This is a genomic window from Kitasatospora sp. NPDC059160, assembly GCF_042755465.1.
GTDB lineage: Bacteria > Actinomycetota > Actinomycetes > Streptomycetales > Streptomycetaceae > Kitasatospora.
In genome coordinates this window covers 1-12,713 of the sequence record NZ_JBHZCN010000076.1, presented here as the reverse complement: position 1 = coordinate 12,713, position 12,713 = coordinate 1, and the positions used below count along the sequence as shown (strand labels likewise).

Annotated in this window: 12 protein-coding genes; 8 read left to right on the top strand and 4 right to left on the bottom strand. The window is 75.0% G+C overall.

What is annotated here, in order from left to right; translation table 11 throughout:
• Positions 1 to 151 precede the first annotated feature (151 nt).
• Complete coding sequence (locus ACFXOZ_RS28625) at positions 152 to 1,342, bottom strand: polysaccharide deacetylase family protein (RefSeq protein WP_380525618.1); 1,191 nt, start codon at positions 1,340 to 1,342, stop codon at positions 152 to 154.
• A gap of 341 nt (positions 1,343 to 1,683) precedes the next feature.
• On the opposite strand from ACFXOZ_RS28625, the gene ACFXOZ_RS28620 reads away from it, so the two are divergent.
• Both ACFXOZ_RS28620 and ACFXOZ_RS28615 read left to right on the top strand, forming a co-directional pair.
• A complete protein-coding gene (locus ACFXOZ_RS28620; protein ID WP_375892349.1) occupies positions 1,684 to 1,953 on the top strand; it encodes a hypothetical protein in 270 nt (89 codons plus the stop codon).
• A 277-nt stretch (positions 1,954 to 2,230) separates the two neighbouring features.
• A complete protein-coding gene (locus tag ACFXOZ_RS28615) occupies positions 2,231 to 2,719 on the top strand; it encodes an NUDIX domain-containing protein (protein WP_380593209.1) in 489 nt (162 codons plus the stop codon).
• A 53-nt stretch (positions 2,720 to 2,772) separates the two neighbouring features.
• Here ACFXOZ_RS28615 and ACFXOZ_RS28610 read toward each other — a convergent pair whose 3' ends face one another.
• The gene (locus ACFXOZ_RS28610) at positions 2,773 to 3,312 is read right to left on the bottom strand and encodes a PTS-dependent dihydroxyacetone kinase phosphotransferase subunit DhaM (RefSeq protein WP_380525620.1); all 540 of its coding nucleotides are present in this window, start codon (positions 3,310 to 3,312) and stop codon (positions 2,773 to 2,775) included.
• Positions 3,313 to 3,724: 412 nt separating this feature from the next.
• On the opposite strand from ACFXOZ_RS28610, the gene ACFXOZ_RS28605 reads away from it, so the two are divergent.
• The 4 genes from ACFXOZ_RS28605 to ACFXOZ_RS28590 all read left to right on the top strand — a co-directional run bounded on the left by ACFXOZ_RS28605 (position 3,725) and on the right by ACFXOZ_RS28590 (position 6,932).
• The gene (locus ACFXOZ_RS28605; RefSeq protein ID WP_360243590.1) at positions 3,725 to 3,913 is read left to right on the top strand and encodes a DUF397 domain-containing protein; all 189 of its coding nucleotides are present in this window, start codon (positions 3,725 to 3,727) and stop codon (positions 3,911 to 3,913) included.
• Positions 3,914 to 4,705: 792 nt separating this feature from the next.
• Positions 4,706 to 5,200, top strand: a complete 495-nt coding sequence (locus ACFXOZ_RS28600; RefSeq protein ID WP_375892343.1) for a hypothetical protein — start codon at positions 4,706 to 4,708, stop codon at positions 5,198 to 5,200.
• A gap of 117 nt (positions 5,201 to 5,317) precedes the next feature.
• Positions 5,318 to 5,401, top strand: a complete 84-nt coding sequence (locus ACFXOZ_RS28595; RefSeq protein ID WP_375892426.1) for a putative leader peptide — start codon at positions 5,318 to 5,320, stop codon at positions 5,399 to 5,401.
• A gap of 169 nt (positions 5,402 to 5,570) precedes the next feature.
• Complete coding sequence (locus tag ACFXOZ_RS28590) at positions 5,571 to 6,932, top strand: acyl-CoA dehydrogenase family protein (protein ID WP_380593208.1); 1,362 nt, start codon at positions 5,571 to 5,573, stop codon at positions 6,930 to 6,932.
• Positions 6,933 to 6,996: 64 nt separating this feature from the next.
• Here ACFXOZ_RS28590 and ACFXOZ_RS28585 read toward each other — a convergent pair whose 3' ends face one another.
• Positions 6,997 to 8,208, bottom strand: coding sequence for a phosphotransferase (locus tag ACFXOZ_RS28585; protein ID WP_375892338.1), 1,212 nt, complete (start codon positions 8,206 to 8,208; stop codon positions 6,997 to 6,999).
• 469 nt (positions 8,209 to 8,677) lie between these two features.
• Between ACFXOZ_RS28585 and ACFXOZ_RS28580 the strand changes: the two genes are divergently transcribed.
• A complete protein-coding gene (locus ACFXOZ_RS28580) occupies positions 8,678 to 10,159 on the top strand; it encodes a hypothetical protein (protein ID WP_375892337.1) in 1,482 nt (493 codons plus the stop codon).
• A gap of 132 nt (positions 10,160 to 10,291) precedes the next feature.
• On the opposite strand, the gene ACFXOZ_RS28575 is transcribed toward ACFXOZ_RS28580, so the two are convergent.
• A complete protein-coding gene (locus ACFXOZ_RS28575; protein ID WP_380593207.1) occupies positions 10,292 to 10,795 on the bottom strand; it encodes a PAS domain-containing protein in 504 nt (167 codons plus the stop codon).
• Between the two features lie 287 nt (positions 10,796 to 11,082).
• Between ACFXOZ_RS28575 and ACFXOZ_RS28570 the strand changes: the two genes are divergently transcribed.
• Complete coding sequence (locus tag ACFXOZ_RS28570) at positions 11,083 to 12,579, top strand: HEAT repeat domain-containing protein (protein WP_380593206.1); 1,497 nt, start codon at positions 11,083 to 11,085, stop codon at positions 12,577 to 12,579.
• Positions 12,580 to 12,713: the final 134 nt, after the last annotated feature.

Here is a 12,713-nt window from a genome sequence, read left to right as displayed (position 1 = left end):
GCAAGTCGGCCTGGCCGACTTCCGGTGCGTGGGGTGGTGCCGTTCGGGCAGGGAGCCTGCCTGGGAGGCAGGGCGGGGTGCGTCCCGGAGCCCCGCGCCGCGCCGCGCGGGGAGTCGCCCGGGTCGACCTCCCGCGCGGCGGTGTCGCCGGTCAGGCCACCTCTTGGCGGCGCCAGCGGCGGTAGGCGGGTTCGAGGCCGGAGAGGATGGTGTCGAAGCGGCGGATGCTGGTGGTGGAGTCGACCTGGAGGCGGCTGATCTGGAGCGGGTGGGAGGGGAGCCGGGGGCCGAGGCGGTGGTCGGAGAGGAAGCCGAGCCGGTAGCCGAGCTCCTGCAGGACGGTTTCGGCACGGGGGTCGTGGCCGCCGTCGGGGTAGGCGAAGGCGGTGGGGGGTTCGCCGAGCCAGTGGGTCAGGGCTTCGTGGGCGCCGGTGATCTCGGCGCGGACGGTGGCGTCGTCGCAGCGGCCGAGGCACGGGTGCCCCTGGGTGTGGTTGCCGATGGCGACCCCGCCGTCCCGCAGGGCGAGCAGGTCGGCCGGGGTGAGCTGTTCCTGGCGGGGCGGCCGGCGGTCGGCACTGACCCGTAGTTCGTGCAGGCTGCGGCGCCGGTCCGGGTCGGGCATGGCCTTGAGCCGGGGGAGCAGCTGGGAGGGGTGGCCGCAGTCGAGTGAGCGGGCGCGGCCGCCGTGGCGGGCGAGGAAGTCGGCCTCGTGCCACCAGAAGGGGCGTTCGGTGCCGATGAGTTCGGAGATGACGAAGGCGGTGGCGGGGATGCCACGGGCGTCGAGGGCGGGCAGGGCGTGGGTGAGGACGCTCCGGTCGGCGTCGTCGAAGGTGACCAGGACGCTGCGCGGCGGCAGCGGCCGCCGCTCCGTGACGGCCTGGAGGACGGCCTCCAGTGAGACGGGGGTGGCGAGCCGTCGGAGCCGGTCGAGCTGGGCGCCGAAGGAGCGGTGGTCGGTCACCCCGTGGTAGGCGAGGACGGCGAGGCGCTGGGCGGCCCGGGCCCGGAACAGCGGTTGTACGGGGGCGAACCGCAGCCATTCGCCCCGTGCGTCCTGCTGTTCCTTCGCGGTGTGCTGTGCGTCTGCCTGCTTCGTCTCCAGGTGTTGGGTGTCGAGGCGTCTGGCGGCGAGCCGGGTCGGGTCGAGCAGGGTCGGGTCGATCCGCACCGTTTCGAGTCGACCCGCGTCGAGGCGCTTGGTCTCGACGGCCGGTCGGGGTCGGCCGGCGCCGTGGTGGTCGGACGCGCAGCCGGTGGTGGGTGGGAGGGGGCGCAGGCCGGGCCGGGGCCTGGCGCGTGCAGTGGCGGTCGATGGGGTGGACTGGGTCTGCGGCAACGGTTCCCCCTTGGTCGCCGAGCGGCGTGGCGGTACCGCCGGAGGACGGAGCCCGGCCTCCGGCTCCAGGGGGCGGCGGCTCCGCTCCCTGGGTATTCCGGTTCTCGGTGGGGGTTTCTCGCCCGTCCCGTGAACGGCTCCTGGATCACTCGATGCCATTGAGACCGCTGCACCGGACGGATGGTTGTACCGGGGGGACGAGGATTTTTCGTGGACTGATTGTGGAGCCCGTACACGCGTGACCAGGCCAGGGGCACCCCCGCGGGGCTGCTCGCGCAGGGTGTCCGGACCCTCACTCCCTGCGGGCTGCCTCGGGGGCCCGCCCGGGGTACCTTGGGCTCATGGCAGATGCGGACCGTGATCACTTCCACCTGCACGGCGCGACCCGTTGGAACCGCGCGTGCAGCGGCGGAGCCCTGGTCACCCACCGGATTCCGCTGACGGCGGCGGGTGTGGCCTGTCTCGTGCTGGGCATCGTGGTGGCCGTGATCGTTCCGGACAGTGACGGTCCGGCGTGGGCGATGGCGGTGGCCGGCTGCTTGGCGGCGGGGGTCCTGCTGCTCGGCCGGATCGCCTTCGGGGTGGTCCGGCGGCGGGGTGCCGCGCTCTGACCGGAGCCCTCGGGGTCACTCCGTCGGACGTCCGATCGGATGGTCCGGCGTGAGCCGATCAACTTTTCAACAGATGTATTAACAGATAGAGCGAATTTGGTCAGAACGACCGAATTTCATCTCATCGGACAATCCCGCACCCCCTTCTCCCGCAATTCCGGGCGACACCCCCTTCCCCCCTCTCCGGTGAATGCGTTCCCGCGGCCCCGACCGCCCCGAGCAGCTGGTGGCGGTGACGGCCGGAGGCCCGAGCGGCGGGCTGGATAGGCTGCGTCGCATGGCGATCCCTCCCTTCCTCCTCGAACTCCGCTCCCTCGTGGGCCACCGTCCGCTCTGGCTGAGCGCCGTCGCCGCCGTCGTCGTGGACGACCGGGGGCAGGTGCTGCTCGCCCGCCGGGCCGACGACGGCCGGTGGGCGTCGGTCGGCGGCATCCTCGATCCCGGCGAGCAGCCCGCCGACGGCGTGGTGCGCGAGTGCCTGGAGGAGACCGGCGTGGAGGTCGTGCCCGAGCTGCTCGCCTCGACCACGGTCACCCCTCCGGTCCACTACCCGAACGGTGACGTGACCCAGTACCTGGTGCTGACCTTCCGCTGCCGGGCCGTCGGCGGCGAGGCCCGGGTGAACGACGACGAGTCGCTGGAGGTGGGCTGGTTCGGGCTGGACGAGCTGCCGCCGATGCTCGACTTCGAGCACGACCGGCTGCGCCACGCGCTGGAGTGCCAAGGCCCGGCGGTCTTCACCTGGGAGGGCCGGGAGCGCCCGTAGCGGGCCCGGCGGCGCTCCGTCCCGGTGGCGGCTCTCAGCCCACCCTACGGATCTCAGCCTTTGTGCTGCCGGTAGGCCTCCTCCGCGGCGTCGAGCACCGCGGCCAGGTCCCCGCCCGCCGTGGCGGTCGCGGTGGCGGCCACCGCGCCCTCCACGAACGGCGCGTTCGCGAAGCGGACCGGGAACGGCAGGCCGTGCTCGTCGGCGTCCGAGAGCAGGGCCCGCACGGTGGTGACGGCTCCGCCCAGGTCGGCGAGCACCACCACGCCGTGGCCCTGGTCGACCCGCCGGGTGGCGGCGGCCACCAGGACCGCGCTGATGCCCGGTCCGTCCGCCGGGTCGCCGCCCGTCGCGGCGACCGGCGCGGGGGAGTCGGATCCGGTCAGCGCGAGTGCCAGGGAGCGTACGGCGGTGGCCAGTTCCTGGCTGTGCGAGACCAGGACGATCCCGACCCGGCCGTGCGCGGCCGTCCGCGCCGGGGTGGGGCGGGGCAGCGGGGTGGGCGAGGGCGGGGTGCGGGGGGCCGGCGGGTGGGCCGAGGGAGCGTCGGAGATGGGGATGACGTCGGCGCGGGTGCCGTCCCGGCGGCTCATCGGCTGCTCCCTGGGGCGAGGTGGAGGTTGGGGTGGTGAAACGGGGCGCGGGCGGGACCGTACGCGCCCTGGCAGCACTCTGGCAGCTGCCCGCGGCCCGGTCCGGCGGGACACGCCCCACCGGGCCCCGACCGCTCCTCCGCGGGCCCTTCGCCGATCCACCGGCCCCGCGCGGCGGAGGCGCGGCAGAACACGCGGTCGAGGCATGGCAGGAGACCCGGCCGAGGCGTGGCGCAGACGTGGGGGTGACCTCGCCAACCCGCTGACCGGGGCCGGTGGCTGTGGTTAGGCTGGCGCTGGAATGCCGTCGGGAGGAGATCGGTCAGTGGCAGTCAACAGCGGTACGGACACCGGGGCGAGCACCGGGACGGTCGGCGCCGAGCCGGAGCTCGCGCGGAACGGGAAGCCGAAGGTGGACTTCACCGGGGCCGAGTGGCTGTGCAGCAGCCAGGGCGTCGGGGACGTCCAGATCGCGTTCGTGGACGGGTACATCGGGATGCGGGACGGCCGTCAGGAGGACGGGCCGGTCCTGGTCTTCACCCCGGCCGAGTGGCGGGCCTTCGTGCTCGGCGCCCGGGACGGCGAGTTCGACCTCACCTGATCGTCCGCGCCGTCCGGGCGCACCCGCGGAGCGGTCCGAGCTGCAGGGAGAAGTGCGGCGTCCGGGTCCGCTCCGTCGGTGCGTCCGGGGCGGGCGGGTCGGGTGGGTCGCTGATTCCGGTACCGAACATCACAACTGATGATCTTTTGAGCGTGCCCCGTCAGAATTTCTGTTGACTGTTAGACAAACGCAGCTCAGAGTATGAGCACAGGCAGACGCCGTGCCCACCGCCCCCACGCGGCCAGACACGGCGCCTGCTGTTGCGGCCCGGCAGCACTGCCAGGCCATACCTCCCAGTCATCCCCTGCGCACCGGGGTGCGTCGGCCGGTCCCGGCCCACGAGGGGCCGGCAGTCGCCGGGAGGCTGGCACCACCGCCGAGAGCGACTCGACGGACGGCACCGTTTGCTCGGGACCCGCACGCCCCCACGCGGCGGCGTCCCGAGCAGATCCACGGGAGCGACGGGCCGGGGCCCCGCGGATCTGGCTCTTGTTGCACGGAACTGCAGTGGAACTGTTGGCTTGTGTGTTCGTGCTGTGTGCGACGACGAAGCTGGGTGCTCGGCAGTTCGGCACGACGAGTGCACAGTGAGGGATACGCGTGTAGGGCCGCGTTGCGACATGCCGTCCCCCCGGAGGGTGAAACCCAGAACGGCTGTCGTGCTGAACCGAACGTAGCCCGGACGGTTGCTCAGAGTCAACATTGGTCTCTGAGCGTCGACCTCCCGCCCGCCCCCCGTCGGCGTCCCACCCGCCTCGCGAGTGTGGTGTGCCGGACACGTACGATGTTCCCATGTCTTTTCTCCGCCGTCGCTCCGGACAGCCCGCCGGCCCGGACTTCGACGTGCTCGCGATGGACCCGGGTGACTGGCCCGGTGACTTCGGTGCGGCCATGATGACCGGCCCGGACGGCTCCTGCCAGGGGATTTTCCTGCGCTACGACCTGTTCGGCGGCAGAGGCCCGGCGATGTTCATCGGCAACCTCCCCGAGGGTTCGCCCGCCCGGGACACCGGCGACGAGGTGCCCTTCGAGGTGCGGCAGCTGCTCGCGGCGCTGGAGAACGACGAGCCGGTCGAGTTCGCCTCGGCCGAGGACTTCCCGGTGATGCTCGGGGACGACCTGCTGATCGTGAAGAAGGTCAAGGTCAGCGAGGAGCGCGTGTTCTGCGCCCAGTTCGGCCGCAGCGACGGGGTGCTCGTCACCATCGCGTCGTGGGACCGACCGATTTCGGACGACCTGTATCAGCTGTTGAAGCCGCTGCCGGCCGACATGTTCCAGCAGGGCTGATTCCGGCGGGGCCGATTCCGGCACGGCCGACCGTGCCCGCCCGCGGCCCGGTCGGGGCCCGGTCAGGGCTCGGACGCTGCTTGACGGTATCGATCACCGGTTCGTACAGTCGCGAACATGCCGTGCCGTCTCCCGCTGTTGACCCGTCGCAGGCATCTGGACCTGTGCCGGACTGCCGGCGCGGTGTGTCCGGGCCGCTGAGGGGGGATCTCGCCCCCGTGGCGGCGGGTGGCCGACCGGACCGGGTCGGCGCCGAGACCGGGGGGCGGGCCGCGGGCCGGCCTCCGGGGCCGCCGGCCCGTTCGCGCGCCCGTACGGCGTGCCGTCCGCACCCGCTGAGCCCATGCTGCCGCCCGGAGGCACCAGCCCCATGACGACCATCGCCGCCAACGATCGTTCACCGAACGATCGTCCCCGAACCGATTCGTCGGATTCCGGCCATCCCGCCCCTTCCGCCCCGCCCGCGCGCCCGGCGTCCCCCGCCCGGCCCTCCCGCCCCGCGGCGCCCGCGGCACCCGTCCCGCCCGCTCCCGCCGCTGCCACCCCTCCCACCGCGACCGCCGCCACCGCCGAGCCCGACCGCTCGGCGGTCGAGGCCGCGCTGGCCGGCCTGCCCCGGGTGGTCGACCTGCTCGCCGCCCGCGCCGAGGAGCACGACCGCGACGCGACCTTCCCGTACCAGGGCATCGAGGCGGTCCACGAGGCCGGGCTGCTCACCCTGACGGTCTCCCAGCGGTACGGCGGACCGGGCGGGACGCTCGCCGACACCGTCCGGGTGCTGGCCCAACTCGGCCGCGGGGACGCCTCGGTGGCCGTGGTCACCGCCTTCACCCTGCTCCAGCACGCCGAGCAGGCCCGCCGCGCGAGCTGGCCGGCGGCCGGCTACCGGCGGCTGCTGACCGAGTCCCGGCGAGGGCCCGCGCTGGTCAACACGCTGCGGGCGGAGCCCGGCGGCCGGCCGGACGAGCCGCTCGGGACGGTGGCCCGACGGGACGACGAGGGCTGGCTGCTGACCGGCCGCAAGACGTACTGCACCGGCGCCGAGGCACTCGCCTGGATGGCCGTCACCGCGCGGACCGACGAACCCGAGCCGCGGGTCGGCACCTTCCTGGTCCGCGGGGAGAGCGAGGGCCTGGAGATCGACCCCACCTGGGACCAGCTCGGCCTGCGGGCCAGCGCCAGCCACGACGTCGTCCTCGACGCGGTGCGGGTCCCGCTCGAACTCGGGCTCGGGCTGCGCACGCCCGGCCGGGAGGACGCGCAGGAGGCCGAACTCGCCCGCGCCTGGCACGACCTGGCCCTCGCCGCGGTGGCGGTCGGGGTCGCCCGGGCCGCCGAGGCCTGGCTGGTCCGCTTCCTGAACCAGCGGACTCCGGCCAATCTCACCGAGCCGCTCGGCACCCTGCCGCGCTACCGCGCCGGGCTCGGCGAGATCGACGCCCAGCTGATCGGCGCCGAGGAACTGCTGCACGGCCTTGCCCCCCGGGTGGACCGGGGCGAGGCGGACGCGGTGGCCCGGACCGGACCGGCCCACCTGCTGGCCACCCGGGCCGCCACCGCGGCCGTCCAGCAGGCCGTCGCGCTCACCGGCAACCCGGGACTGAGCCGGCGTCACCCGCTGGAGCGCTACCTGCGGGACGTGCTCAGCAGCCGGGTGCACCTGGCGCCCGAGGAGGCGGTGCTGGACGCCGCCGGCCGGGCCGCCCTGGCGCAGCAGGGCGGCCGGGCATAGCGTCACCGGCCGGGGCGCCGTGCGCCAGGGCCGGTGACGGGGGGCGGGGGGTCGGCGGAGGTGGTCAGCGGGTACCGACCGCCGCCCGGACCGCGCGGCGGGCCAGCGCGGCGTCGTCGTAGAGCCGGCGGATCATGATCCGCTGCTCCTCGCCGGCGCCCGGCACGTCGTACAGCCGGATCTCCCGCATCAGCACCAGCACCAGGTTGACCAGGAACGCGTCCCGGGCCATGGTGCCGCCGCTCTGGGCGAGTTGGCTGATCTGGCGGCGGGCGGCGGTGTCGCCGGAGAGCACGCCCCAGAGCACCGCCAGGTCGTAGCCCGGCAGGTACCAGCCGGCCTGCTCCCAGTCGACCAGCACCGGCCCGGACGGCGCCAGCAGCATGTTGCTGAGCAGCGCGTCGCCGTGGCACAGCTGCAGCGGGGTGTTGCCCAGGCCGTGCAGCAGGCCGCGCAGGTCGCCGGCGTCCCGGTCGGTGAGCTGGCCCACCGAGTGGTAGCGGGCGATCTCCAACTGGTAGTCCAGGCGCGGCTGGAACACGTCGCTCGGCGGCCGCCAGAGGTTCAGCGTCCGGACCGCGCCGAGCAGCGCGCGGACCTCGCCCGGGGTGGGCGCGTTGACCGGGTGGCGCTCCCGGGCGGCCGGGCGGCCGGGGATCCGCTCCATGACCAGCACGCACCGGTCGTGGTCGGCCGCGACCAGCCGGGGCAGCCGCACCGGCGGGCGGTGCCGGACGAACGCCCGGTAGACCGCGACCTCGTGGTGGAAGTCGGCCACCAGCTGCTCGAAGTACTCACTCCGCACCGCCTGCGGCGCCAGGCACTTGGCGACCACCGGTGCCCGCCCGATGGTGCCCGCCACCAGGATGTGGCGGCTGCCCTCGCGCAGGACCTGGCGCGGGGTGAACGCCGGACATATCCGCGCGATGCTCCCCAGCGCGGCCCGCACCGACGGGGTCTGCAGCGCCGCCGGGTCGATCCGCTCGGGCCCGAGCGGCTGGCCGGGGCGCCGGGTGCGCAGCACCTGGCCGTCGGCCTGCCGGGCCAGCGGGAGGCGGTGGCCGGCCGGGGGGGCGGCCTCGGGGGTGCGCAGTCCCAGCGCCGTGCGGCCGACCGGGACGCGGGCGTCCGCGGCCCGGCCCTCGGTGCCCCGCGGGGCCACCGGACGGCTCGCCGGGGGCACCTGCCGGGGCCCCGGACGGCCGGTGGCTGCGGTGGGGGGGCGCAGCGCGGTGCGGCTCGCGGTCGGCGTGGGGGTCGTCGCTGAGGAGTACATGGGCTGAGGGTGGTCCCTTCCGGTCCGTCTGCGGGTTCGCCCCGCGGGGCGGGGGAGGGCTGGTGCCGCGTGCTTCCTGGCGTGACGGCGGCCCTGCTTCGGTGGGTGGTGCGCGGGCGCCGGGCACGGACGAGGGGTCAGGAACCCCTGTTCGACGGCGTCCCGGTCGTCCGCACCCTGGGGAATGCGGTCGGCCGGACTGCCGCGGCCGTGCCCGGCGCCCCCGCGCCACCCGGCCGCGCCACCCCCTCGGGTGAGGACCGGGAGCGTCCCGTGCCACGGTCGGGGGACTGCCCCGACGCTGGTGGGACGCCGCCCGACCCGAGGGGCGAGGTGGCGCATCCCTACAACACACCCGTCGGGCACTGGCTTAGTAGTCTGGCGGGCCCTGGCGAACGGTGGCGAATGCTCGCCTGGCACTTGCCGGAGCCTCTAGCCTCGGAGGTGCCGAGGAACCTGGGGGCTTCATTTGAGCAGGGAACCCAACACCCGACTCGCCGATCTGTTCGTCCTGACCGGATGGTCCAAGGGCGAACTGGCCCGGCTGGTCAACCGTCGGGGTGCCGCGATGGGTCAGCAGCAGCTGTCCACCGACACGTCGAGGGTACGGCGGTGGATCGAGCAGGGGGAGATCCCGCGCGATCCGGTGCCGAGGGTGCTGGCGGCCGTGTTCACGGAGCGGCTCGGACGTGTCGTCACCACTGAGGACCTCGGTCTGGAACGACACCGGCCCACCAGGTCCGGAGCGGAGCCGTCCGCAGCAGTCCCGTGGTCGCCGGATCGAACAGCCGCGGTCCTCACCGAGTTCACGGGAATGGACCTCATGCTGAACCGACGTGGATTGGTGGGCGCCGGAGCCGCGCTCACGGCCGGGGCGGTCGTCGCCGACTCCCTCAAGGGCTGGCTGGGCGGGGACGCGGTCGCGTACGCGGCCTCCCTGCCGGGCCCGCGCCAGGTGGTCACCGGGGGCGGCGCGCGCCCGGTGGTCGACGTGTACGACGCGGGCCCGGTCGGGCTCGACGAGGTGGAGTCGCTGGAGCGCTCGGTGCAGGTGTTCCGGGCCTGGGACGCCGCGCGCGGCGGCGGGCTCCAGCGCAAGGCGGTGGTCGGCCAGCTCAACGAGGTCGGCGGCCTGTTGACGCACCGGCACGCCCCGGTGGTGGAGCAGCGGTTGTGGCTGGTCGCGGCCAACCTGGCGGTGCTGGCCGGCTGGATGTCGCACGACGTGGGCCTGGAGCCCACCGCCCAGAAGTACTTCATGATGGCGGCCGAGGCCGCCAAGGAGGCCGGTGACCGGCCGCGGGCCGGCGAGGCGATCTCCCGGGCGGCCCGGCAGATGGTGCACCTCGGCCGGGCCGACGACGCGATCGAACTGATGTCGGCGGCCAAGGCGGGCGGCGGCCTGCTGCTGCCCAGAGCGCGGGCGATGTTCAACACCGTCGAGGCCTGGGCGCACGCCTCGATCGGGCACTCCCAGGACACCTACCGGCTGCTCGGCGAGGCGGAGGACCTCTTCACCGAGGACGCGCCGGAGCCGCCGCCGACCTGGATGCAGGTCTTCGACGAGGCCGAGCTGCGCGGCATGCAGGCGCTGGTGCTGCGCACCCTGGCCGAGCACGACCCGGCGGCGGCCCCGCGGGCCCGGCGGCACGCGGAGCGGGTGATCACCCTGCGGGAGGGCACCGGGCAGCTGCGGTCGGCGCTGTTCGACCGGATCACCCTGGCCTCGGTGCACTGGATCACCGGGGAGCCGGACGCGGCGGAGTTCCAGGCCAAGATGGTGATGAACCTGATCGGCCAGAACTCCTCGCACCGGACCTGGGACCGGCTGCGGGAGATGTACCGGCTGACCGCCCGGTACCGGGGGCTGCCGGTGGTGGACGAGCTGCGGGCGCAGCTCGGGCGGGAGCTGCGGGCGGCGGACGCGAAGAACCGGCCGCGGCCGTCGTGAGACGGGCGGCCGGTCCGGGGTCGGAGCGGCACGGGGCCGGTCGGGCAGGGCGCGAGCGGGCAGGGCGCGAGCGGGCAGGGCGCGAGCGGGCAGGGCGCGAGCGGGAGAGGCCCGGCCGGGAAGGCCCGGGGTTCAGGTCGGCGGGGCCGGCCGGAGCAGCATCCGCAGCGCGGTGACGGTGCCGTCGGCGTCGAGCACGGGCTCGCCCGCGCACTCGACGTGGTCGTGCCGTCCGCCGGGGCGTCGGATCCGCAGGGTGCCGGCGGCCGGACGGCCGTGCACCAGGGCGTCGGTCATCATCCGCCGCAGCAGCGGCCGGTCCGCCTCGGGGAGGCGGTCGGGCAGCCGGTCCAGGCTGAGCGGGCCGCGGCCAGGGTCGCAGCCGAGGAGGAGGTAGGTCGCCTGGTCCCAGCGGACTCCGTCGGTCAGCAGGTCCCACTCGGCCGAGCCGACGGGCCGGTCCTCGCCGGGGCCGCCGCCGAGGTGGGGCCCGGACGGCTCCTGCGCCGTGCCGTCCACTCTGCCGTCCGTTCCGCTGTCGGAGCCGTCGTCGGCGTTGCCGTCCGCGCCCGCCCGGGCGCCGTCCACCACCGTGGCGGTGTCCGGCGGGCGGGCGGTGCCTGAGGACATGTTCATGACGGGTCCATCGCTCGGTGTGTCCCCCCGTGTGCGGGGTGTCGTGGTGGTGAGAAGACTGTCGCACAGCGTTCCGGGCGGTGTGGGCGATTTGGACAGAACGCAGGCAAAGTTCCCCTGGCATATGCCACTGTGGCAGCGGCCTTCGTCGCCCTGTGTGCGGAAGGGGGTCCGAGGCGGTAACCTTCGGTGATTCCGGCGCCCGGGCGCCCACCGCAGTACCGACCAGAGACCCCGGCGACGGAAATCCCGTTGCCACTACGACCGCCGCAACGGATGCTGACCTCATGTTCGAGCCAGTGATAGCACCTAGCGCCAGCCTCCTTGGCCTCCTGCAACGAGGCCGTGGTGACGGGCAGCTCCATGCGCTGGCCGCCGACCGTGCCGAGGCCATCGCCGCGCTGGAGGAATGCGTCACCAGGGATCCGCGGGCCGACTGGCAGGTCGAGAGCCGCTCCCTCTACTACGCACGCCTCTACATGGAGCTGGAGGCCTCCCTCGAGGGCATCGAGGACCACCTCCACTCCGCCGAGGACCTCGTCAGCGACGACGAGAGCCGCACCGGCCTCGCCCTCTCCGTCCTGGGCCACCTCGCCGCCTACGGCCGGCGCGACGCGCTGCTGATGCTGCGCGAGTACGCCGCCACGGGCGCCAACTGGGCCTGGGCCCTCGACGAACTCGCCCTGCGCGACGACGACCGGGGCCTGCTGCTGCTCGGGACGGCCGTGCTGGACCGGTTCCCGCCGGGCCCGGAGGGCGACGCCGAGCTGCGCGACTTCATCCGCAACGCCTACGAACCCAGGCCCTGGCGGCTCTGGGCGGCCTACCACCCGAGAGTGGCCGCCGCCGCCGAGCAGTCGCCCTTCGACCTCTGGCAGCGCCAGCTCAACCGCGGTGGCGTCACCCCGGGCTGGTCCACCGCCGACGTCCTGGCCTGGGCCGACCAGGGCCAGCTGGGCGATCTCGGCGCCGGTGCCTTCCTGAGCCGCCCCGAGCCCGTGCGCACCGACGAGGACCGCTCCGGCCCCGACGCGGTGGACCGCCGGGCCGCCGCGGCCGCCCGCTGTCTGACCGCCGTGGTCCGCCCCGAGGACCGTCCGCTCCTGCTGGAGGCCGCCCGGGACGGCCTGCCCGGCGCCCGGCGGGCCGCCCTGCGCTACCTGGTCGACCAGCGCGACGGGGCCGCCCTCGAACTGATCGAGGCCGCCGCAGCTGACGTGGACGACCGGATCGTCCGGGCCGCGTTGGAGCTGCTCGGCCGGATGCGCGGCCCCGAGGTGCTGGCGCAGGCCCGCCGCTGGGCCGACCCGGCCAGCGGGGGCGCCGACAGCGCGCTGGGCGAGACCGCCGTGCGCCTGCTCGCCGACGCGGGCGAGCCGGCCGACGCCCCGCTGGTGGTCGCCGGTCTGCGCCGCTGGATCTCCGTGCACGGGGTCAGCGGTACCGGGCTCGGGTCCCTGGTCGACGGTGCGGGGCGGCTGGCCGCCGCCGACGCCGTCCCGGTCCTGCGCCACGTCTACGGGGAGGCCGCCTCCTCCGAACTGCGCGGCCGCGCCGCCCGGGCGCTCGCCGTGACCGATGTGCGCTTCCCCGAGGGGCCCGCCGTCGAGTGCCTCTGGGACTGCGAGGAGTCCACCCGCGAGCTCGCCGCGCGCCATGTCGCCACCACCGGCGACGCGCGTGTGCTGGAGCGACTGCGCAGGCTCGCCGCCGACCCGGCCGAGGAGGCCGAGGTCCACGCCGCCGTCCGCGGCCGGCTGACCGCCCGGGAGCCCGGGCGGTAGGTCCGTCCGGCACCGGGTGGGGCCGGGGCCCCGGGGGGGGCCCCCGCCCCCCGCGCCCCCCGCGGGCCCCCCCGGCGGGCCCCGCGCCGCGTTCCGGGCCCTCCCGGGCGGAGCCCGCTGTGACGCATCAGCCA